This window comes from Thermomonas sp. (genome assembly GCF_020850895.1).
Lineage (GTDB): Bacteria > Pseudomonadota > Gammaproteobacteria > Xanthomonadales > Xanthomonadaceae > Thermomonas.
Genome location: NZ_JADZDS010000097.1, coordinates 21,578 through 42,944, shown reverse-complemented (window position 1 = coordinate 42,944; position 21,367 = coordinate 21,578). Strand labels below are relative to the sequence as shown.

Annotated in this window: 19 protein-coding genes, 1 tRNA gene, 1 pseudogene and 1 riboswitch; of the genes and pseudogenes, 11 read left to right on the top strand and 10 right to left on the bottom strand. The window is 64.6% G+C overall.

Going from position 1 to position 21,367, the window contains the following annotated elements; all coding sequences use genetic code 11:
• The first annotated feature begins 321 nt into the window (after positions 1 to 321).
• Positions 322 to 1,293 carry an integron integrase gene (locus IT472_RS08670; RefSeq protein WP_297180911.1) on the top strand — a complete coding sequence of 324 codons (972 nt, stop codon included), beginning with the start codon at positions 322 to 324 and terminating at the stop codon, positions 1,291 to 1,293.
• A 107-nt stretch (positions 1,294 to 1,400) separates the two neighbouring features.
• Positions 1,401 to 1,637, top strand: coding sequence for a hypothetical protein (locus IT472_RS08665; protein WP_297180904.1), 237 nt, complete (start codon positions 1,401 to 1,403; stop codon positions 1,635 to 1,637).
• A 46-nt stretch (positions 1,638 to 1,683) separates the two neighbouring features.
• On the opposite strand, the gene IT472_RS08660 is transcribed toward IT472_RS08665, so the two are convergent.
• The gene (locus IT472_RS08660; RefSeq protein ID WP_297180902.1) at positions 1,684 to 2,262 is read right to left on the bottom strand and encodes a hypothetical protein; all 579 of its coding nucleotides are present in this window, start codon (positions 2,260 to 2,262) and stop codon (positions 1,684 to 1,686) included.
• A gap of 327 nt (positions 2,263 to 2,589) precedes the next feature.
• On the opposite strand from IT472_RS08660, the gene IT472_RS08655 reads away from it, so the two are divergent.
• Positions 2,590 to 3,117, top strand: coding sequence for a hypothetical protein (locus tag IT472_RS08655; RefSeq protein ID WP_297180900.1), 528 nt, complete (start codon positions 2,590 to 2,592; stop codon positions 3,115 to 3,117).
• 132 nt (positions 3,118 to 3,249) lie between these two features.
• On the opposite strand, the gene pnuC is transcribed toward IT472_RS08655, so the two are convergent.
• Both pnuC and IT472_RS08645 read right to left on the bottom strand, forming a co-directional pair.
• Positions 3,250 to 3,867, bottom strand: coding sequence for a nicotinamide riboside transporter PnuC (pnuC, locus tag IT472_RS08650; RefSeq protein WP_343231824.1), 618 nt, complete (start codon positions 3,865 to 3,867; stop codon positions 3,250 to 3,252).
• Positions 3,864 to 6,038 carry a TonB-dependent siderophore receptor gene (locus tag IT472_RS08645; protein ID WP_297180898.1) on the bottom strand — a complete coding sequence of 725 codons (2,175 nt, stop codon included), beginning with the start codon at positions 6,036 to 6,038 and terminating at the stop codon, positions 3,864 to 3,866. Before IT472_RS08645 ends, pnuC begins: the two co-directional genes overlap by 4 nt.
• A 58-nt stretch (positions 6,039 to 6,096) precedes the next feature.
• Positions 6,097 to 6,192: riboswitch (TPP riboswitch) on the bottom strand.
• A 581-nt stretch (positions 6,193 to 6,773) separates the two neighbouring features.
• On the opposite strand from IT472_RS08645, the gene IT472_RS08640 reads away from it, so the two are divergent.
• Positions 6,774 to 8,630 (top strand): peptidoglycan recognition family protein, encoded by a 1,857-nt coding sequence (locus IT472_RS08640; protein WP_297180896.1) that lies wholly within the window; start codon positions 6,774 to 6,776, stop codon positions 8,628 to 8,630.
• Positions 8,631 to 8,789: 159 nt separating this feature from the next.
• Here IT472_RS08640 and IT472_RS08635 read toward each other — a convergent pair.
• Positions 8,790 to 8,865 (bottom strand) — tRNA-Phe (locus IT472_RS08635).
• Between the two features lie 313 nt (positions 8,866 to 9,178).
• Here IT472_RS08635 and IT472_RS08630 point away from each other — a divergent pair.
• A complete protein-coding gene (locus IT472_RS08630) occupies positions 9,179 to 9,631 on the top strand; it encodes a DUF6491 family protein (protein ID WP_297180894.1) in 453 nt (150 codons plus the stop codon).
• A gap of 41 nt (positions 9,632 to 9,672) precedes the next feature.
• Here IT472_RS08630 and IT472_RS08625 read toward each other — a convergent pair whose 3' ends face one another.
• The 4 genes from IT472_RS08625 to ftsY all read right to left on the bottom strand — a co-directional run bounded on the left by IT472_RS08625 (position 9,673) and on the right by ftsY (position 13,469).
• A complete protein-coding gene (locus tag IT472_RS08625) occupies positions 9,673 to 9,945 on the bottom strand; it encodes an oxidative damage protection protein (RefSeq protein WP_297180892.1) in 273 nt (90 codons plus the stop codon).
• Positions 9,942 to 10,997, bottom strand: coding sequence for an A/G-specific adenine glycosylase (gene mutY, locus IT472_RS08620; RefSeq protein WP_297180890.1), 1,056 nt, complete (start codon positions 10,995 to 10,997; stop codon positions 9,942 to 9,944). Before mutY ends, IT472_RS08625 begins: the two co-directional genes overlap by 4 nt.
• Positions 10,994 to 12,286 carry a hypothetical protein gene (locus tag IT472_RS08615; RefSeq protein ID WP_297180887.1) on the bottom strand — a complete coding sequence of 431 codons (1,293 nt, stop codon included), beginning with the start codon at positions 12,284 to 12,286 and terminating at the stop codon, positions 10,994 to 10,996. The genes mutY and IT472_RS08615 overlap by 4 nt, the downstream gene beginning before the upstream one ends.
• Positions 12,287 to 12,413: 127 nt before the next feature.
• Positions 12,414 to 13,469 (bottom strand): signal recognition particle-docking protein FtsY, encoded by a 1,056-nt coding sequence (ftsY, locus tag IT472_RS08610; protein ID WP_297180886.1) that lies wholly within the window; start codon positions 13,467 to 13,469, stop codon positions 12,414 to 12,416.
• A gap of 54 nt (positions 13,470 to 13,523) precedes the next feature.
• On the opposite strand from ftsY, the gene rsmD reads away from it, so the two are divergent.
• The 5 genes and pseudogenes from rsmD to IT472_RS08585 all read left to right on the top strand — a co-directional run bounded on the left by rsmD (position 13,524) and on the right by IT472_RS08585 (position 18,430).
• Complete coding sequence (rsmD, locus tag IT472_RS08605; protein ID WP_297180907.1) at positions 13,524 to 14,123, top strand: 16S rRNA (guanine(966)-N(2))-methyltransferase RsmD; 600 nt, start codon at positions 13,524 to 13,526, stop codon at positions 14,121 to 14,123.
• 7 nt (positions 14,124 to 14,130) lie between these two features.
• Positions 14,131 to 14,628, top strand: coding sequence for a pantetheine-phosphate adenylyltransferase (gene coaD, locus IT472_RS08600; RefSeq protein ID WP_297180884.1), 498 nt, complete (start codon positions 14,131 to 14,133; stop codon positions 14,626 to 14,628).
• Between the two features lie 59 nt (positions 14,629 to 14,687).
• Positions 14,688 to 15,176 carry a hypothetical protein gene (locus IT472_RS08595; RefSeq protein WP_297180882.1) on the top strand — a complete coding sequence of 163 codons (489 nt, stop codon included), beginning with the start codon at positions 14,688 to 14,690 and terminating at the stop codon, positions 15,174 to 15,176.
• A 162-nt stretch (positions 15,177 to 15,338) separates the two neighbouring features.
• Positions 15,339 to 16,985: pseudogene (gene ggt / locus IT472_RS08590) on the top strand (gamma-glutamyltransferase); the annotation flags it as partial.
• Between the two features lie 557 nt (positions 16,986 to 17,542).
• A complete protein-coding gene (locus tag IT472_RS08585; RefSeq protein ID WP_297180878.1) occupies positions 17,543 to 18,430 on the top strand; it encodes an MBL fold metallo-hydrolase in 888 nt (295 codons plus the stop codon).
• 115 nt (positions 18,431 to 18,545) lie between these two features.
• Here the strand turns inward: IT472_RS08585 and upp are convergent, their stop codons facing one another.
• Positions 18,546 to 19,178, bottom strand: a complete 633-nt coding sequence (gene upp, locus IT472_RS08580) for a uracil phosphoribosyltransferase (RefSeq protein ID WP_297180876.1) — start codon at positions 19,176 to 19,178, stop codon at positions 18,546 to 18,548.
• Between the two features lie 93 nt (positions 19,179 to 19,271).
• Positions 19,272 to 20,765 carry an aminotransferase class III-fold pyridoxal phosphate-dependent enzyme gene (locus IT472_RS08575; RefSeq protein WP_297180874.1) on the bottom strand — a complete coding sequence of 498 codons (1,494 nt, stop codon included), beginning with the start codon at positions 20,763 to 20,765 and terminating at the stop codon, positions 19,272 to 19,274.
• Between the two features lie 143 nt (positions 20,766 to 20,908).
• Between IT472_RS08575 and IT472_RS08570 the strand changes: the two genes are divergently transcribed.
• Positions 20,909 to 21,340 carry an Lrp/AsnC family transcriptional regulator gene (locus IT472_RS08570; RefSeq protein ID WP_297180872.1) on the top strand — a complete coding sequence of 144 codons (432 nt, stop codon included), beginning with the start codon at positions 20,909 to 20,911 and terminating at the stop codon, positions 21,338 to 21,340.
• The last annotated feature ends 27 nt before the right edge of the window (positions 21,341 to 21,367 follow it).

Sequence of the window (21,367 nt, the reverse complement as noted above, 5' to 3'; positions counted from 1 at the left end):
GCATTCAGTCGAGACGGGAAATGCCGCATTGCGCGATAGGAAATTCCGGAGCGTGCATCAGAAACAGCCGCGCCGACAAACTCTTGCGTAAAACGCTTTATTCCTTAACCGCTGAGGTCTAACGCCTAGTAGACTCCGGACGCGGAGTGTAGGTCAGAGGCTAACACTATGGTCGTGAGGTGGTCAAGAAATTTCTTACAAGAAAACAATGCTTTACCTGATGCTACAGATCGTCAAGTCGCTTAACATCGCTAGATATGAGGCCGAAGGCGCGTGAGTATGGATTATGAGGATAAAAATAGGGATGTAGCCAAGGAGACAATGATTGCGCGACATCCCGGCCTGTTGGAGGTAGTTCGCTGCAAGATACGCGCAAAACGCTATAGCTTGCGAACTGAGCAGGCGTACTTGGGGTGGATACGTCGGTTCATCTTTGCCAATGGTCGGCGTCACCCTAGGGAGATGGGGGGCTTGGAGGTTGAGGCGTTCCTTAGCCAACTGGCCATTGAAGCGCGGGTGTCGGCCAGTACGCAGAACCAAGCCCTTTCAGCGTTGTTGTTCTTGTATCGCGATGTTTTGGACATCGAACTGCCGTGGATGGAGTCGGTACTCCGGGCCAAGCGGCCTCGCCGGTTGCCAACTGTGCTTTCTCGCGAGGAGGTGCGTCAGTTGTTATCGTTGCTGAATGGTCGGAATTGGCTCATGGCCAGTTTGCTGTATGGCACGGGGATGCGGTTGATGGAATGCCTGCGGTTGAGGGTCAAGGATGTGGATTTTTCACGCAACGAGATCCTTGTGCGCAATGGCAAGGGCGCCAAGGATCGCCGAACGATGCTTCCTCGCGCGCTTGAGGAGCCGCTGCAGCGGGAAATCGAGCGCTCACGCGTGTTGCATTCAATGGATCTTACGGAAGGATTCGGGGAAACTCCCTTGCCTTTCGCGCTGTCACGGAAATATCCGAACGCAGGTAAGGAATTCGGATGGCAGTTCGTGTTCCCTTCCGATAATCGTTCCGTTGATCCTCGTACCGGGAAGACCCACCGCCACCATGTCGATGATGGCGTGTTGTCTCGTGCAATCAAGAGGGCGCGCTTTCAAGCCGGGATCGTCAAGTCGCTTAGCGCGCATACATTGCGGCATACATTCGCCACCCACCTGTTGGAGGCGGGTTATGACATTCGCACGATCCAGGAACTGCTTGGCCACAAGGATGTATCGACGACCCAGATTTATACTCATGTGCTCAATCGTGGTGGACTTGGTGTGCGCAGTCCGCTGGATCTTGGACGCTGAGTTCCGAGGTCCTTGGATCTGCGCGGTCTTGAGTATTTGGAATTGCATTCAGGCATCAGGTTTCCGGATCCGACTAAAATGGACGCATTGGTACCAGAGTCGACAGGATGCGCACATTCGCGGATTCCGACGGCCAGCGCTGGCAGGCGGCGGTGCTGGATGCGTCCTACGGGGTGATCCTGCTGGTGTTCAGTCCGCTGCACGGCGACGCGATTCGACGCGGCCAATTGCAAGTGGTGAACCTTGCCGAGGGGCTGGATTGGATCGCGGCGGCGGATGAGGACGCGCTGCGTGGGCAGTTGAGCGCGGCCGACCCCTGGGATCCGTCCAGCGATCCGCTCTGAAGCCCGGCTTGGGCGTCGCACATGCGCCAGCCGCGCAGGGCGGCGGTCAGTCGCTCACCGAGAACGCCACGTCGTGACACACGCCCTCGGCGGTCACGTTGAATTGGGCGCGCACGTTCTTGCCGCGTGCGCTGCCTTTGAGGATGGCGATTTGGGAAGCATCGCCTGCAGGCAAGCGCCAGTTCGTTTTGTAGCCGGCGTTGTTGAGCATCGCGGTGAGACCGGTCAGTGCGGTGGACGCCTTGCCAGAGCAACTGAGCGTTGCAGACATTCCGTCGGCCGTCTGGACCGGCGTTCCGAGCAGTGCAATCCCGTTCGGAAGTTGCAGGTCTGGGGGCCAGGTGGCGGGAGCCCCGGACGGTGCTTGAGTCGAATCCGGCGTCGACTGGGTCGCGACCGTTGCAGAATCCGCCGCGGAAGCGGAGGGGGTGGCAGGCGCGAGCCCGGCGTCTCCCGAACCGGAACAACCGGTGGCACCGGCACCCAACAACGTTGCCAGGATGGTGGCCATGAACAGGCAGGCGTGGCGCATGGAAAACTCCTGATCGTCCGGATTTGCCCGCTCGGAGGTGGGTTTGCTGCCTGAGTCTGACACAGACGGGCGTGAGGCTTCGCGGGCCTGCACGGACGCCGCCGTGGACTCCGATGTTGAAGTGTCGTGCAGGACGCAATATCGAAAAAATCTGCGTCACGCGGTTGGGCTGCCGGCAGGCGCTCGTGGATGCGTGACCACGGCGCGGGGGCCGCCCGAGGTGGAAGACGCCCGTGGTACGCGGCCGTTGGCCCGCAGGAAGTGGCAGGCGAGAGAACTCGAAACCCGGGCTCAAGCGGGCTTTCTTCCTTGCGATCCCGGCCATCGCATCCTCCGAGTCAAGTCCTCGGTCGTTGCGGCACTGGCTCCGATTCAGGCAGCGGCATGCAATGTGGCGGTGGCGTCTCAAGGAGGCTAGACATGCAGCCACGGAACCCACTGCACCGCTACGGTACCGCGGCGGTGGCCCTGTTGCTGTTCGTTCTTCCCGGCTGCAACATCCACGATGCTCCCGACCAAGGCGACTACTTCACGGCCCAGCTCGTGTATCCCCGGGAGCATCCAGGTGGCTGGAGGGAAACGCCGTTCGCGGGCACTGGCCGACTTTGGATCAAGGACAATGCGCTGTTCGTCGAGGCCCGTTCGGGTCGTCAAGTGATCCAACTCGTGTTGCACAGTTATACCGGCAAGGAGGGGGTCTTCTATCTGGGCACAGCCGAAGATTATGGAGCCTTTGGGGACGTTGACCCATCGTGCCGGGAAGTTTCTGCGGATGCTGCACCGCCGTGCCGACTTGCACATACGAGTCGGCACAACTTTGGCACGCTGATGATCCGGCGGCATCGCCAAGACTCCATCAGCGCGTCATTCAGCTTCCGCGCCCATGATCCGGCGACGCCCGCGACCGCGTTCAACGTCACCGGCGGAGCGTTCCTGATTTCGTACTGAGCCGTGTCCGTGTCGATCGAGGCGTCCATGCTCGGCAGGACTGGATCTGGGGAATGCGCCAGATGCCGCGGTTCGAGGGGCCGAGCTCTTGGGCACGCTTCCGATGTCATCCGGCGTGAAGTCGGATTGCGTTCAACCCGGCGGCGTGCTTCCGACGGGAACCTGCGGTGTCGTATCCGCTTGCGCCTGCTGCTGCGCCGCGCGGCGCCAGTCGCGCAGGCCCTTGGCGGCCAACACCACGAAGCCCGCGTACAGCACCGCAGTGACGAACAGGTGCTTGTTGATGAACATGCCGACGTAGACCAGATCCAGCACGATCCACAGCCACCAGGTGGCGGCGTGGCGGCGGTTCTGCCAGAACTGCGCGACCAGGCTCAGGGTGGTAAGCATGGCGTCGAGCCAGGGCAGGGCGGCCGGTGTGTGGGTGGCCATCACATAGCCCAGCGCCAGCCCGCAACTGCTGCCGATGGCCAGGTGGAGCGCAGCGGCGTTGCCCCGCAGCCGCGCCACGCGGACGTGACCGCTGCGATCCAGATGCTGCCGCCAGCGCCACCAGCCGAGCACCAGCATGCCGATCCAGATGCACTGCAGCAGCACTTCCGAATACAGCCGGGCGCCGAAATAGACCCAGATGTAGACGCTGACCGAGACCAGCCCGGCCGGATAGCACCACGGACTGCGGCGGGTGCCCAGCCAGACGCTGGTGGCGCTGAGCGTGGCGGCGATGATCTCGTGCAGGGGCAGGCTCACAGCGACACGCGCACCGTCAGGCGCAGCAGGCGCGGTGCGCCCGGGAACAGGTAGTTGTCGCCCTGCGAGCTGCCGGTGTCGCGCCAGTAGAAGCGGTTGAACAGATTGTCGATGCCCACCTGCGTGCTCACCTCATGGCCATCGAGCGAGCCATCATGCCGCAGGCCGAGATCGAACACGCTGTAGGCGGGTGCGCTCAATGCCCCGTCCGGCGTCGCCGGGTTGGCTGCGGCATAGCGCCAGCCCCCGAACACGGTGATTCGCGGCAATCCGGCAAGCCGGTGGTCGATCTGCAGGCTGGCGCGCAGGCGCGGCACGTTGACCACCTGATGGCCGTCATAGGCGGGCGTGCCGGTGCCTGTTGCATGTGCCTGCGTCAGCGCAAGGCTGGCATGCAGGCTGGTGGCATCGCCCATGCGCCCGTTGGCAGACAGTTCCAGTCCGGTATGCACTTCCTCGCCGCGTTGGACGAAGGTGAAGCCGGCCCAGGAGCCGTCGGGTTGCGCGTATTGGTAGGGCTGGCGGATGCGGAACAGGGCGGCATCGACATCCAGGCGCGGGGTCCATCGGTATTTGATGCCGGCCTCGACTTGCCGCGAAAGCCGTGGTGCCAGCGAGTCGCCATCGTTGCTGGTCCATGACGGTGCTTGCTGGCCCAGTGACAGCCCTTCGCTGTAGCTGGCGTAGGTTGTGAGAGCATCATTCGGCTGCCACAGCAGGGCGACCTGCGGCAGTGTCGTGTGCAGGTGGGTATCGCGTTCGAGGATGTTCTTCTTGCTGCGTGCCTGTTCGCTGAGGTCGATGTGGCGCACGCCGATGAGCAGTTGCCAGTGCTCGTCCAGACTCACCCGATCCATCGCAAAAAGAGACCGCTGCCAACTGTTCAGGCGCTGCACGCGCGGGCCGATCTGCTTGGGTGAGGGGTTGAACACGGGCGGCAGCGGATCATTGATGTTGCCGGTGCCGATGTAATCGTTGACGTGCCAATGCCGGTTGATACCGCGATGGAAGGCGCTGACGCCAAGGGTGAGGGCGTGCCCGATGCCGCCGGTGGTGAAGTGGCCTTCCAGCGTGATCCGCGCGTCGTCGCTGGTGCGGGTATCGCCGGGATTGCGGTAGTCGTAGATGTCGTAACTGCCATCCGGTGCGAAATAGTTGGGCGGGCTGCCGTTCGAGCAGGCCGTCACGTACCAGCAACCGTAGGCGAAGGCGACGTTGTCGTCGATCACGCTGCGGCTGCGGCCGAGTGCAAGCCGGAGCGTCCAGTCATCATTGAAGGCGTGGCGCAGGCGTGCGCTGGCATTGTTGGCGCGGATGGCGACCGGCTTCTGCCACGGTTGGTAGCCGAGCATCGCGTGGCGATCCACGTGCTGCGGGAACTGCGTCCCTCCAATCAGCATGTATCCGGAGGCCGAACGCTGGGCGCTGTCGAGATGGTTGAGGTCCAGCTCGAGCGTGGTCGCGTCGCTGATCTTCCAGTCCGCGGCCACGGCGAAGAACGCGCGGCGGCCATCGGCGTGCTCCACGAAGGCGTGCATGCGTTCGCCGGCGATGTTTGTGCGCAAGCCGAAGCGCGGCGTGATCCATGCGCCAAGGTCCAGCGCGGCATAGCTCGAACCGCGCGAATCCACGCCTAGCGTCAACGTGCGCACGTCCTCCGGCCGCTTGCTGACGAAGTTGACCACGCCGCCCGGTTCCATCACCCCGGCGGACAGGCCGGCCAGGCCCTTGAGCACTTCGACCTGCTGCTTGTCTTCCAGCGCGATGGGCTGTTCGCCGGTCATCGCCAGGTTGTTGATCCGATAGCCGGTGCCGAGGTCCAGCGCATAACCACGGATCGCGATGTTCTGGTAATAGCCGACCGGCGCGTAATTGTCCCCGAGCGTGGCGTCTTCGCGGGCCAGTTCACTCAGGGTACGGATCTGGCGGGCTTCGATGCGGTCGCGCCCGATCACGCTGATCGCCGCCGGGGTGTCGTGCGGGGTGGCAATGCCCCAGGCAGCGATCCGCTCCTGTCGCGGGGTGGCCTCATCGTGGGCGGTCACCTTCACGGCGGGCAGCTGGGTGGGCTGCTCATTGCCGTCGGTCGTGGGCGCCGGTGGGCGCGTGGACTGGGCATTGGCCAACAGCGGCAGCAGGGCAAGCAGCAGGGGGGAGAACTTGGGACTCATGTCGCGACGCCGGTAGGGGATAGGCGAAGCGACGGCAGGCGTGCATCCGACGTGGACGCAGTGCCTCGATCAAGCTCCCTACGCCGGTGCAAACCGGATCAGGTTCCAAGGGACTCTCTCAGCCCGGCCACGCCGGGCACCCCCGCTTCGGGCGCCATTGAACCACCAAAGCAGCCGCAGGGCCAGATGCCTTGCCAATCTGGAATCGACGCAGGGTGTGATGGGGCAGGGTCCGGCGTTCCTGGAGCTGGCCGGAGGCTGGCTATCCCGGGGCTTGCTGGCATCCGGTCCGTGGATGATGGCGTTGCAGGACTTTCATGCGAGGTCGTTGCGTCACGACGCGCAGCGTGATGCGTGATCCGTTCGGCTGCTTGCTCAAGGCAATGCTGAACATGTCCCTTCTGGACGTGTCAGCACACGCTGCGTCCGGTGCATGCCCGAACGCAACTCCCGCGGATCAATCACTTCGGTGATCGATCTGCGGCCGACCATCCATGGTCGGCAGGCAACGCCGACTCAATCAACGTTGCTCTAAATCGGAGGTTCGGTAACGTGTTGCATCGCGACAAGTCTTGTCCACGGATGCGTGCTAACTTCCCGGCGGTGCATGGGGATGCACGCACCACTTCTGAATCATCATCGCGTTACCTTGGGGAGAATCACCGGATGTCCACTCGATCAGGCTTGCTTGCAAGCATGGTAGCTGGCGTTTTTGCATTTGCAGCGACCGCGGCGATGGCCGCAAATCCCGCGCTCGCCACAGGCGGCGCACCGGCCGCACCCGCACGCGTCGTCGGTGGCGAAGACCCGCAGCTGTTGCGCCTGTTGCAGATGGAAGAGCTGCAACTGCGCGCCATGCGCTCGGTGATGCCCAAGTATTTCGCCGAGGCCTACCGCACTTATCCGCAAATCCCGGCGGGCACGCTGGAAGCCATCGCTTGGTCACAGAGCCGTTGGCTGCCGCTGCAGCCTGCCGACACCGAACACCACCACAACCGCATGCCAACTGCCTATGGCGTGATGGGACTGTATGCCGGCGAGGGATTCGCCGATCAAGTCGCCGCCGCTTCCCGGCTCACTGGCCTGTCTACGCGTCTGATCATGACCGACAGTCGCGCCAATATCCTCGCCGCCGCGGCGCTGCTGGCGCAGGAAATCCGCACCGCCGGCCTCGCACGCAACGGCATTGCGCCGGCGCCGGAACAGATCAGCCAGGTGCTTGCGCGCTATGCGGGCTTCACGCCGGTGCCCGGCGGCAATGCCATCGATGACTTTGCGCGCCAGAGCTTTGCTTTTGACGTGTTGCTGTCGATGGACCGCGGCGTGAATGACAGGGGCGCCATCGTACCGGAGCGGCCAATCCAGTGGGAGCGCGCCTTTGCCGCCCGTCAACTGGTCCTGCTGCGTGCGCCATTCGTGCGTTTGGACATCAGCAGCGGGCGTGTCGTTGCGGATGGCTATGCCATTGACCCGCTCAGCGAAACCTTGGTGGCGCGAGGCACCGGAGCCATTGGCCGAGCGCAGGGCGCCACCGACTACGGTCCGGCGATCTGGGATCCGGCCAGCCCCAGCAATTACACCGCGTCACGCAGCGCGGCGATCGGTGCCGTCACCATCCACACCACCCAGGGCAGCTATGCCGGCACCATCTCGTGGTTCAAGAACCCGGCGGCGCAGGTAAGCGCCCACTATGTCATCCGCAGCTCTGACGGGCAGGTGACCCAGATGGTGCGCAACGCACATACCGCATGGCACGTGCGCAACCATAACAGCTACACGCTGGGGATCGAGCACGAGGGCTACATCAGCAACAGTTCCTGGTACACCACCGCGATGTACAACGCCTCCAGCGCGCTGGTACGCAATTTCTGCAGCAAGTACAGCGCGATCAAGTGCAGCTCGGCCTACAACGGACCGTCGTCGAGCGGTTCCGTGGTGCTGTCCGATTCGGTCAAGATCAAGGGCCACCAGCACTACAGCGGCAACGACCACACCGACCCGGGCATCTACTGGAACTGGTCGCGCTACTACAGTCTGCTCAACCCGGCGCCGGCCGGGACGGTAAAGCTGCTCGACAGCTTCGAGTCCACGGTGGGCCACTTCAACACCTCGCCGACCTACTCGGGCAGCACCACCGGCATATCCACGGCGTCCACCGCGCTGCGCTACTGCAGCATGAGCCGATACGGCAGTTGCTCGCTCCAGGTCAAGCTGGTCGATAACCCGAGCACGTCGGCCAGTTGGAATGTGCGCTTGTTGTCGGGCAGCGGTTCACCCTCGGCCAACGTCCAGCTGACGCGTGCCAATGGCAAAGTCGGGTTCTGGGTCTATGCCGCCGGCACTGGCATGTCGGTTGCGCTTGGCGTGGATGACAGCGACGGTACCGAACGCTCGGTTTCCCGCACGCTCCCTGCAAACACGTGGACCTATGTGGAATGGAGTCTGGAAGATGCCGCCCAATGGGACGCCTGGGTCGGCGGCAATGGCGCCATCACCGCCTCGACGGTGACCCTCGATGCGGTCTGGCTGTACCACGCCCAGACCAGCTACAACCTCTTCGTCTATGTCGACGATGTGCAGATCAAGAACTGATCCGTGACACGAGGGCATTCCACCACGACGACCCTGACGGGGTCGTCGTGCTTTTTGCCTCATGCACCCGGTCGCACACGAAAAAAGGCAGGAACCCAGCGTGGTGGGCGGAATCCACAAACGAAAACGCCCAACTGAGAACAGTTGGGCGTTGTGTATTGGTGGCTCGGGGCGGAATCGAACCACCGACACGCGGATTTTCAATCCGCTGCTCTACCAACTGAGCTACCGAGCCAAGTTCAGGCCGCGCATGATACGTGGACGCGGCTTGTCGAGCAAGCTGAACGAATGCGAACCGTTCTTGGCAATCGTCTCATCCACATGACTGCGAATCAGTCAGGATTGGTCTCGGGAAGGTCTGGACAACGCCATCCTGGCGTTGTCAGCCCACGTCGAGCCCGGCACAGGCCCAGGCTCGACTCGCACGAATCGATCACGTGCATGATTGATTCGTGGCCAGCCGTCCATGGCTGGCGGCAACCTCTGGGTTAATCGGAGGTTGCCCTGGAGCGTGCAAGATGCGGGTACAAGTGGATGGGAGGCGTGTCATGAGGACATCGATCTTTTCCGCATTCGTTGTGTTGGGGCTGGCTTCGTGCGCCACCCCCAATCCTGGTGGGGCCGGCACCAGTGGCATCAGCCCCTACGCGCCCATCCTCGAGGAAAGGCGGCGTCTCGCGCTGTACATGGATCATTCCGGTGCCCCGGTGCGGCGGATAAACTACACCACCCCGATCGGCTGGAGCCGAATCGACGGCTGGCATTTTTCGCTGGATCTGCGGCCCGGGGAGCGCTGGCTGGTGACCCTGTCCGGGCCCTGCCTGAACTGGGACCATGGCGCCCAGACGCTGGATCTCGAACCGCTGAACGGCATCATGCTGTCAAGGTTCGACAAGGTGAAGGTCGGAGGCGAAAATTTCGTCTGCCGCATCCAGGATATTCGGCCGGTCGACCTCGAGGCACTGCGGGCTGCAGAAAGGGCCTTGCGCGGACGGCTCTGATCGGTGCGCAGCCAGCGCTTCCCGGTCGATGAACCCGCGAATCACTCGTCCTTCGGGACATATCCGGGGGGCATGTGCACGCTGTCCTCGAACAGGAACTTGACCATTTCCAGTTCCAGGAAAGCGCGCTGTTCCGAGTTCATCGGTGAGATCCGGTATTCGTTGATCAGGATGGTCTGGTGGGCCAGCCAGCGCTGCCAAGCCTGTTTGCCCACCTCATGGTAGACGCGCAGCCCGGCGGCGCTTGGCCACGGCGGGTAGTCCAGGCCTTCGGTGTCGATGCCGTCGACGACGCAGTGCACTCGGCGCGTCATTCGCTTGGCTCCTGGAGCAGCTTGCGCACTGGCGCTGGCAGTCCGAGCACGGGGAGGTCGTCGCGACGCATCCAGCGCAGGTCGTTGCGGTCCGTCATCCGGTGGCGTGTACCGCTGATGGTGATCAGGATCGGGTGGATGCTCAGGCGATAGTGGCTGAATCCATGCAGGAAAGGCGCCATGTGCACGGCACCTGCAGGATCATCATCAAAGCGGTCCTGGAACCATGCGAGTGCCTGCGCGCGATCAGGTAACTCCGGCAGCGACCACAGGGATGCCCAGAGGCCGGCTGGGGGTCGTTGCTGGAGCAGGACCCGCGCCTTGGCATCCTTGATGACCAGCATGTGGGCTTCGCGCTGCGGCAGTGGCTTGCCCGGTCGCGGAGTGGGCAGGGTCGTGGTGCGTCCCTGGGCGTGCGCACGGCAGGAATCCTGCAACGGGCAACGTCCACAGGCCGGATTGGCGCGGGTGCACACGGTGGCGCCCAAGTCCATCAGCGCCTGCGTGTAGGTGGCCAGCCTGGCCCTGGGCAAGAGTTTTTCCGACAAGGCCCACAGTTGCTTTTCGACGGCAGATGTCCCGGGCCAGCCCTCGATGGCGAACACCCGGCACAGCAGGCGCTTGGCATTCCCGTCCAGGATCGGGGCGGGCACGTCGTGGGCCAGTGCAAGGATTGCGCCTGCGGTGCTGCGGCCGATGCCCGGCAGTTCCAGCAGCGCATCCATCCTGTCCGGCAACACTCCGGAGTGCTTGGCCATGCACAGCCGCGCGGCAGAATGCAGGTTGCGGGCGCGGGCGTAGTAGCCCAGCCCCGACCACAGTGCGAGCACCTGGTCGAGCGGCGCCCGTGCCAGCGCGGGAAGGTCGGGCAGTGCTGCAACGAAGCGCAGGAAGTAGTCCGTGGCAACGGCCACCTGGGTCTGCTGCAGCATGATTTCACTCAGCCACACGCGGTAGGGCGAGCGCGGGTGTTGCCAAGGCAACTGGTGGCGACCGAACTGGTCGTGCCAGTCAAGCAGGCGTGGGGCGAACCGGGAGATGGCCGCGCTCATGGCGTGACGGCATCGGACGTGGTGCGGGAGTCTTCGATCTCGATCTCCACGCCATCCAGCGTGGCACCGGGCAGGACCAGCCTTGGGGTGGCCAATGTCCCCTGCAGCGGCGGCAACGGTGAGCCGGCTGTTGCGTCCAGCCAAGCGACCACGTCGGCGCGCCGGAAGCGGGCGTCGAAACGGGTTGCGTCGCGACGCAGTGCAAGGGAAATCAAGGCGTCAAGTGCGGGTGCGCCGGCGTAGTCCAGCGTGAGTCCAAAGGGTGATCGTGAGCCTGCCAGCGGCGCCGGCAATGCCGGCCACGCCTGCGGCCATGAGGCCATGGATCCTGCCAGGTGCAGGCGCAAGTCCTCCCCGAGAACCGCGCTGCCGCGCACACTGACCTCAGGCAACACGTCGCCGCCCGCGAGCACGGCGGTGGCTGGGTCGAATGTCCAGCGGCTTTCCGCGTGGATGATGCGTCCGTACAGGCCAAGCCGGAACGGAACCGATGTCGTGCCGGAGCGGTAGCGCCCGACGATGCCGAGCTTGGCTGGATCCATGCGAATCGTCCCTTCGCCAAACCGAAGCGGGGCATGGGCGACGAGTTGCGCCGGCAATGCCCAGTCCGTGCCGATCAGCGCGAGGGTGCCGCGTGCCTCGATCGTGCTTGCCATCCCGTCGGGCAAGGCCTGCGGGTCGGCAATGATGATCTCCAGTCTGGCCGGGATGGAGATCGTTGCATCGCGGTAGCGGCCAGCGACGTGCGCGTGCAGCGGTTGACGCGGATGCAGGGTTGCGGCGGTGATCGAGATGCCTTCGATACGCCAGTCGGGAGCGACGATGCTGCCATCACGGAGGCCGATGCCGTGGGTGATCAGCGGGATCTTCGTGGGCGGGGCGGGCGGGCGGGAGGCAAGCCAGCGCTGTGTGGCCACAAGGTCGAGCCTGGGGGCCTCCACTTCTATCCGGTCGAAGACCAGCGGGTTGCCCCTGGATCGCAGGGTTTGCCAAGGCAGCGCAATCCGCGCATGCCTGGCCTGCAACAGGGGTTCGGGATGGCCGGGCTGGGTGACGACGAGGCCGTCCAGGGTCACTTCCGGCGTGCCGCGCAGCCGGTAATCGATGGATTGCACCGTGATCTGCAGGCCCAGGGACTCCCCGAGGCGGGCGAGCATGAAGGGGCCGCTGCGCTGTGGCTGCAGCAGCCATGCCAGCGCGGCGAAGACGACAAACAGGGCCAGCAGCCGACGCCGCCAGTGCCGACGCGGGCGTGCAGTTGCCGGCAGCCTGGCCTTGTCCATGCTCACGGGCGTTGGGTTTGCGCCGGTTCGGAATGGCACAAGCAATCACATGCCGGCTCCATGTGGCAGCGAAGCCGCGTGGAACCGGCTACGAAAGGCGTGCCCACCATCGCTGTCCGGGCTTTACGGATCATCAGCCCAAGGCTTCGGGCAGAAGGGCGTCGACGAAGGCTTCGGCGTCGAACACCCGCAGGTCTTCCGGGCGCTCGCCGATGCCGGCGTAACGGATCGGGATGCCGAATTCGCGTGCCAACGCGAACACGACGCCACCCTTGGCGGTGCCGTCGAGCTTGGTGACGACGAGGCCGGTCACCGGGATCTTCTCGTTGAACTTGCGCAGTTGGTTGATCGCGTTCTGGCCGGTGGTGCCATCGATCACCATCAAGACTTCATGGGGTGCCTCGGGATCGAGCTTCTTCAGCACGCGGGCGACCTTCGCCAACTCGTCCATCAGCCCGCCCTGGGTGTGCAGGCGACCGGCAGTGTCGGCGATCAACACCTCGGTGCCGCGTGATTTCGCTGCCTGCAGGGCATCGAAGGCAACCGACGCGGTGTCGGCATTCTGGCCCTGTGCCACCACCGTCACGCCATTGCGCTCGCCCCAGGCCTGCAACTGCGCGACCGCAGCGGCGCGGAAGGTGTCGCCGGCGGCCAACATCAGGCCACGGCCTTCGTCCTTGAAGCGGCGTGCCAATTTGCCGATGGTGGTGGTCTTGCCGGCACCGTTGACGCCGACGGTCAGCACGACGAAGGGCTTTTTGGTCAGATCGATCTGCAGCGGACGCTCGACTGGCCGCAGCAGGGCGACCAGCTCCGTGCGCAGGGCGGTCAGCAGGGCCTTGGCGTCGGCAAACTCGCGCGCCTTCATTCGCTTGCGCAGTATGTTCACCAGTTCGGTGCTGGCGGTCACGCCGACATCGGCGCTGATCAACGCGGTTTCGATCTCGTCGAGCAGGTCATCGTCGAGGATCGGGTTGCGGCCCAGCAACTCGGCCACGTCGGTATTCAGCAACTTGCCGAGGCGCTGCATCCAGCCGAGCTTGCCGGCCGCCGCGGGTGCCGGTTCGGGCTGTGCTTCGGCGGGCGTATCGTTCGCCCGTGACACGGCTTCCGGGTTCGCTTGGGCCGCCGTCGGCGCGCTCGCGGGCGCATCGGGCGTCTTGCGGCGGAACCAACTGACCATGGGCATGCGCGAATGTCGGAGAATGGCTCGCATGGTAACACTCGCCCCCTCCCACCCTCGATGAACGCAGGCCATGAAGCCGGTCTTGGACGCGTGCGCATCATTGGTGGGCACTGGCGCGGCACGCGCCTGCCGGTGCCGAACAAACCCGGCCTGCGGCCGACCTCGGATCGGGTCCGTGAGACCCTGTTCAACTGGCTGCAGGCAGAGCTGCCGGGTGCACGAGTGCTCGATCTGTTTGCTGGCAGTGGAGCCTTGGGCCTGGAGGCGGTTTCACGCGGCGCGGCGCAGGCGCACCTTGTCGAGACCGATTCGGGCCTGTTGCAGGCGCTGCGGGCAACAGTGCAACGTCTGGCTGCGGCCGACCGGGTGCTCGTCCACGGCATCGATGCGCGACGGTTCCTCGCGGAATGGATGGGGCCCAGGTTCGATATTGCCTTCGTCGATCCTCCATTCAATTCCAACCTTTGGGCGGACGTGTTGGCAGCGCTGGAGGGAAAAATCGCCACTAATGGCTGGCTCTATGTCGAAAGTCCCTTCGACATGACGCCTGATCCGGGACCGGATTGGGCCCTGCATCGCGAAAACCGCACCCGTGAAGTGCGCTATGCGCTGTACAGACGGGGTAAAATCGAGCCGAGCCCGTACCCAGGTGGTTGAAGTCAGCATGACAGCGGCATCCCGCATCGCGGTCTATCCCGGCACGTTCGACCCGATAACCAACGGGCATATCGACCTCGTCAATCGGGCCGCGCCGTTGTTCGAGCGCTTGATCGTCGGGGTGGCCACCAGCCCGTCGAAAGGACCGGCGCTCCCGTTGGAAGTGCGCGTGGCCTTGGCCGAAGAGGCACTCCGCCACCACGCCAATGTCGAAGTACGGGGATTCTCGACCCTGCTGGCGCATTTTGTGCGTGACGTTGGCGGTGGCGTGCTGTTGCGGGGCCTGCGCGCGGTCTCCGATTTTGAATACGAATTCCAGATGGCGAGCATGAATCGCCACCTGATCCCGGAGGTCGAGACCTTGTTTCTGACACCGGCTGAGCAATACGGTTTCATCTCGTCGTCACTGGTGCGGGAAATCTCCCGACTCGGCGGCGACGTGTCCGGCTTCGTGCCTGCCGCGGTCGCGGCTGCGCTCGAAGCCCGGCGGGAGGGGCACGCATGACCGCCTTCCCGCCAAGCTCGTGTCACTTCGTTCACCATCAACAAACTTGGGGAAATGCCATGAACATGTTGACGCGCTTGATGCTCGTCTTCGTCCTGCTGATGCCGTTTACGGCCTGCAAGAAACAAGAGGCTCCACAAGCCGCGGAACCGGTTGCAGTCGCATTGCCGAGCAGTGATCAGCAAAAGGATTGGGTGGCTTACCTGAATTACAAGCTGCAGCCCTACATGGAAGGGATCACCGGCAGCCCGTTCGTGTATTTCCTGCCGTCGGTCAGCACCGAAGACTTCGAGGGCCTGTACGGTCGCCAGCTGGACAAGCTGAAGGAAGACCTTGGCCGCGGCATCATCCAGGGCAATATGCTGGTATTCGCGTCACCGGCGTCGGACAAGGAAGTCGAGATGATCGAGGCGGCCTTCCCGGCGGTGCCGCAGGGCTCGATGAAGGGCGTCAAGGTGGTCTTCATCGGTCCGCCGAACCTCAATGATCGGGTCAAGGCGGCGGTGACACCGGCGGGCGTCGACTACATCTTCGTCGAGGCCAAGTGACGGAGATGCCCGGCTTGGTCGGTGCGTCGGCCTGACCGGATGCGGTCCGTGCAGAGTCGCGGTTGGGGGATCGCATCGCGGCTGACGGCAGCGGCGTTCGGTCTGTTGCTGCCGCTGCTTGCACTGGGCGTGGGGGCGACGGGTCTGGCGCAAACGGAGCCCGCGCATCCGCCCGGCGCGGTGATTGCAAGTGCACACGCAGCGGCAACTGCTGCGGGTGCACAGGTCCTTCGCGAAGGTGGCAACGCCTTCGATGCCGCGGTGGCGGTGTCGGCGGTGCTGTCGGTGGTCGAGCCGATCAGTTCGGGTTTGGGCGGTGGCGGTCTGTGGCTGCTGCACGACGCAAAAAGCGGGCGGGACATTTTCGTGGACGGCCGCGAAACCTCGCCGGCGGCGGCGACGCCGGAGCGTTTCCTCGATCACAATGGCAACCTTGATCAGGACCGCGCGGAAAACGGCCCGTGGTCGGCCGGCATTCCCGGCCTGCCTGCGCTTTTGGTCCATGTCGCGGAAAAATACGGACGCCTGCCGCTGAAGCAGACGCTGGCGCCGGCGATTCGCATCGCCCGCGACGGCTTCCCGGTGTATGCGCGGATGGCGCATGGCTACCAGCAGCGACGTGCAGTGATGGATCGCTATCCGGGTTCGCGGGCGCTGTTCTCGCCGAATGGAAAACCCATTGCCGAGGGTGATGTGTTCCGCCAGCCGGAACTGGCGGTAACGCTGGAATTGCTGGCGGAGCGGGGCTTCGACGGGTTCTACCGCGGCCGGGTGGCACGCCAATTGGTGGCAGCGGTCAATGCCGAAGGCGGGCAGTGGACGCACGCCGAGCTCGCCGCTTATGGGGTCAAGGAGCGCGAGCCGATCCGTTTCCGCTATCACGACTGGAACATCGTGACGGCGCCGCCGGTGTCCTCGGGTGGGATCGCGCTGGCACAGATGCTGCAAATCCTGGAACCGTATGATCTGAAGGCGATGCCGGAAGCACAGCGGGTGCATCTGGTGGTCGAATCGATGCGTCGCGCCTATCGTGATCGGACGTTCTATCTGGGCGATCCGGATTTCGTGCAGGTGCCGCAGGCGCTGCTGACCAGCCCGGCCTACGCCGCCGGGCTGCGCGCGTCGATCAATCCGGACAAGGCCACGCCGAGCAATCTGCTCTCGGGCCAGCCGACGCCGCTGGAAGATGACGAAACCACGCATTTTTCGATCATCGATGCCGAGGGCAATCGCGTCGGCGCGACCCAGACCGTGAACCTGCTGTACGGTTCCGGCCTGGTCGCGCCGGGCACAGGTGTGTTGCTCAACGACGAGATGGACGATTTCGCGCTCAAGCCCGGCACGCCCAATGCGTTCGGGGTGATGGGCTATGCGGCGAACGCGCCCAGGCCCGGCAAGCGCATGCTCAGCTCGATGACACCGACCTTCATGGAATCGCCGGACAAGGTGGTGGTGCTGGGCACACCGGGCGGCAGTCGGATCATTACCATGGTCCTGCTCGGCATCCTCGGCTACGACGATGGCCTCGATGCGCAGCAGGTGGCGGCCTTGCCGCGCTACCACCATCAGTGGTTACCCGACGTGATCGACGCCGAGCCAGGCGCGGTCTCGCCGGCTGCGGCTGCACAGCTGCGGGCGAGGGGCCACACGCTGGAGCTGCCACCCGATGAAGCTGCGGGTGGGCGCGGCTCCAGCCATGTCTGGGGCAATCTGCAGACGGTGGAGTGGGATCGCGTCCGCAACGTCCTGCTGGGTGGCAGCGATCCGCGCAATCCGGTGGGCAAGGCCGAGGTGATGGTTTCGCCCTGACCGACGCGGATTTGTGCTGGCGCCCGCGCCGGCCGCCTGCCTGCATGTTCGGCGAACCCGAGTGGGGCACCCGCGGACTGCGCCTGCACTTGCCCCGCTGTCCGCCCGAACCCACGCAACCACGGTGGCAGGGCGCTCTCCCTGAGTGACTGACGGATTTGCGCTGGCGTCCGCGCCAGCCGCCTGCCTGCGTGATCGGCTCGCCGCTCAAGCTACGCGTCTGGCTTCGATTCGCGGCCGCGGGCCATCCATGGCCCGCTCGAACCGATCACGCAGGCAGGCGGCTCTTCGGGCAACGCTGATCAAGTCAGCGTTGACTGCCGGCCAAGGATGGCCGGCAACGGATCAAACACGCAAGTGATTGATCTGTGTGAGGCGAGTCCGGACATGCCCGTCCTGAGCTTGACGAAGGGTGCCGGACTCGGCGGTGCTGAAAATGTCCAGGACGGACTTATTCAGCATTGCCTTTGGGTGGTGTGCGCGATGGCCGGTTTATTGCCGTTGCCGGTCATGTTTGATGTCAACGGGGTTTTCGCCGGCCGGCGTACACTTCGGCCATGAAGCTTTGGTCGATCGAAGGCAATACCCAGAAACTCGACGGTGGTGCGATGTTCGGCAATGCCCCGCGCGCGCTGTGGGAGCGCTGGGTGCGGGTGGACGAGCGCAACCGCATCGATCTGGCCTGCCGCGCGCTGCTGGCCTCACCCATCAACGGCAAGACCGTGCTGTTCGATACCGGCATCGGCGCGTTTTTCCCACCGCAGCTGCGCGAACGTTACGGCGTGGTCGAAGACCATCACGCGCTGCTGGAGTCGTTGGCCAAGGCCGGCTTCCGCCATGAGGACATCGATGTGGTGGTGCTGTCGCACCTGCACTTCGACCACGCGGGTGGGCTGCTGGCGCCGTGGGCGGAAGGCCAGCCGCCGCAGTTGCTGTTTCCGAACGCGACCTTCGTGATCGGCAGGGCGCATTGGCAGCGCGCCTTGCACCCGCATCCGCGTGATCGCGCCAGTTTCATTCCGGAACTGCCCGGCCTGCTGGAAGCCAGTGGCCGACTGGAACTGGTCGAGGGCGATTTCTGCAAGGCGCTGGGGCCGGCGGTGCGTTTCCATCACAGCGATGGCCATACGCCGGGGCTGTTGCTGGCGGAAGTGTTGGGGCCGCGACTTGTGGATGGCGCTGCCCACGGCGGCGTGGTGTTCTGCGCCGACCTGATTCCCGGCATCCCGTGGGTGCACGTGCCGATCACGATGGGCTACGACCGTTGTGCCGAGGAGTTGATCGACGAGAAAACCGCCTTCCTCGAAGACATGCTGGCGCGCGAGGTCGGGCTGTTTTTCACCCACGACGCCGAGCATGCGCTGGCGCAGGTGGCCAAGGACGAGAAAGGGCGGTTCAGCGCGATCCACGCGCTGGCGGAGCTGCGGGCGATGGCGTTGGGCTGAGAGCCGGGCGCGGGGGAAACCTTTGGGACCATGCACCTCCCTCTCCCGCTTGCGGGAGAAGGTGCCCGAAGGGTGGTTGAGGGTTTGCGGGGGAGAGCCCTCACGCGGTGACTGCTCAATCCACCGGCGTACCGAACAGGCGATCACCGGCATCACCGAGGCCGGGCCGGATGTAGGCGTTTTCATCCAGGCGATCATCGACCGCGGCGACGTAGACTTCGATGTCCGGGTGCGCCACCTCGAGTGCCGCCAAGCCTTCCGGTGCGGCGACCAGAAAGATGCATTTGATCCGCCTGCAGCCGACGTCCTTGAGCAATTGGATGGCCGCCACCGCGCTGCCGCCGGTGGCGAGCATCGGGTCGATCAGCAGGGCGGTGCGCTGATCCATGCGGTCGGCGAAGCGTTGGTAGTAGCTTTCCGGTCGGTGGGTGGTTTCATTGCGGCGCAGGCCGATCACGCTCACGGGCGCGGACGGCAGCAAGGCCTGCACGCCGGGCAGGAAGCCGAGGCCGGCACGCAGGATCGGCACCAGGGTGAGGCTGTCGCCGCGCACGCGCTCGACGTCGAGCGGTCCGGCCCAGGTCTGCACCTCGCAGGCCTCGGTGGGCAGGTCGCGGGTGGCTTCGAAGGCAAGCAGGGCGGCGATCTCACCGGCGAACTGGCGGAAATGCACCGGATCGGTCTGGATGTCGCGGAGCTTGCCGAGCTTGTGGCGAACCAGCGGATGGTCGACGACGATGGTTTTCATGCCGCAAGGCTAACCGAATCGACAGCGCCCAGTCGTGCATGAAAACGGGGGGCGATCTTGGCCGCCCCGGCATGGCATTGCTGGTGGGTTGGATCAGGCCGCTTCGGCCTGCTCCAGCCGCGGGCCTTCCAGCAGGGCGCGTTTGACCATCGACACCACCAGCTTGAGTTCGTCCGAACTCACGCCGAACTGCGGGGTGAAACGCAGCGAATTTTCACCGCCGTGGATCACGCCGATGCCGCGTTCACGCATCCACTCCTCGGTGGAGCCCGCGCCGTAGCCCTTGAACTGCTTGGTCAATTCGCAGGAGAACAGCAGGCCGGTGCCCTGCACCTTGGTGATCTGCCCGCCGAGCTCGGCCTTGAGGGCTTCCAGCAAGGCAAGGGCCTCGCGACCGCGCTGCTGGATATTGCTGCGCAGGGCCGGGGTGATCTGGCCGAGCACGGTGCAGGCCACGTCCAGCGCACGCGGGTTGGCGGTCATGGTGTTGCCGTACAGGCCGCGCTTGTAGCAGGCGGCAGCCTTCGGGGTGACTGCCACCACCGACAGCGGGTACTGGCCGGCATTGAGCGCCTTGGAGTAGGTTTCCATGTCCGGCGGGGTGACGCCCTCGAAGCCGGGGTAGTCGACGATCGACAGGTAGCCGGTGGCACGCAGGCCGGCCTGGATCGAATCCACCAGCAACAGGCTGCCGTGTTCGGTGGTCAACTCGCGGGCGAGGTTGTAGAAAGCCACCGGCACGCTGCGGCCCGGGTCGCCTTCGCCCATCACCGGTTCGAGGAACATCGCCTCGATGAACCAGCCGTTGGCGTCGGCATCCGCATACACCTTGCGCAGCGCGTCCATGTCGTACGGCGCCACGGTCAGCACCGAATCCTCGCCGCGGTAGCTGGCCAAGTGCTGCACATAGTTCTTGCGGCTGGAATCGGAATACAGCGCCGGGCGTTCGGTGCGGCCGTGGAAGGCGCCCTTGACCACCAGCCGCTTGATCGTCTTGCCGGCGTGGCGGGCACCCGGGTCGGTCATGGTCTTGGCATTGGCGTCGACGATCCGCGAGGCCAGCGACACCGATTCCGAACCAGAGTTCAGGCACATGAAGGAGACATAGGGGCAACCACCTCGGGTCTGGCCGATTTCACGTTTCATCGCCTGCGCGAAGCGCAGCTGCGAGACATTCGGGGTCATGATGTTGGCCATCGCCTGCGGCTTGGCCATCGCCGCGGTCACCGCCTCCGGGGTGTGACCGAAGCCGAGCATGCCGTAGCCGCCGGTGTCGTACAGCACCGCGCCCTTCAGGGTGACGATCCACGGACCGCGTGCGGTCAGCGCCACGTAGGGATTGGCGGCATCTTCGGCATAGAAATTGACGAAGCCGGACTGAACTTCATGCGCCTGCGCGGCTTCGTCCATTTCCAGCAGATCCGGGAATTCGGCGCGGATGCGCGCGTACTCGTCCGCAGCGGCGGCGATGGCCTGGCCAAGCTGCGGATCACGGGCGGCGAAGTCGAGCACGGTGGCGTCGTCGAGGCCGGTGGTGCGGGCCTTGCCGTGCGCGCGCAGCGGGGCGAGGGTGTCGATGAGTTGCATGGTGGAATCTCCCGATGGACCTGAGGCCGCACGCTTGCGCGGCTGGAAAACTCATAATTATCGCTGGTTTGCGGTCAATCGGAAGGTGGGATTCGCCTTTTTCGTCGGGTAATTTGGGCGAACCGACGTTATTCTTTGCCGATATGACGATTTCACCCGCCGACGAACAGCTGCTCTGTGTATTGCGCGAGAACGCGCGTGCCTCCACCGCCGACATCGCCCGCAAGCTTGGGCTGTCCCGCACCACGGTGCAAAACCGCATTTCCCGGCTCGAACGTCAGGGCGTGATCTGCGGATACACGGTGCGGATCGACCAGGAACTCGAGCAGAGCCGCATCCGTGCGCACATCCTGATCACCCTGCGGCCGCGGCAGATGGTGGCGGTGGTGAAGGCGTTGCGCGGGATGCACGAAGTCCGCGTGCTGTATTCGATCAGCGGCGGCCACGACCTGATCGCGCTTGCCACCACCACCAGCGTCGGCGAGATGGATGTGCTGACCGACCGCATCGGCACCATCGACGGGGTGGAGCGCACCAATACCTCGATCATCCTGTCGACCAAGTTCGAGCGCTGACCGTACTCATTACAATGGGGCTTGCCA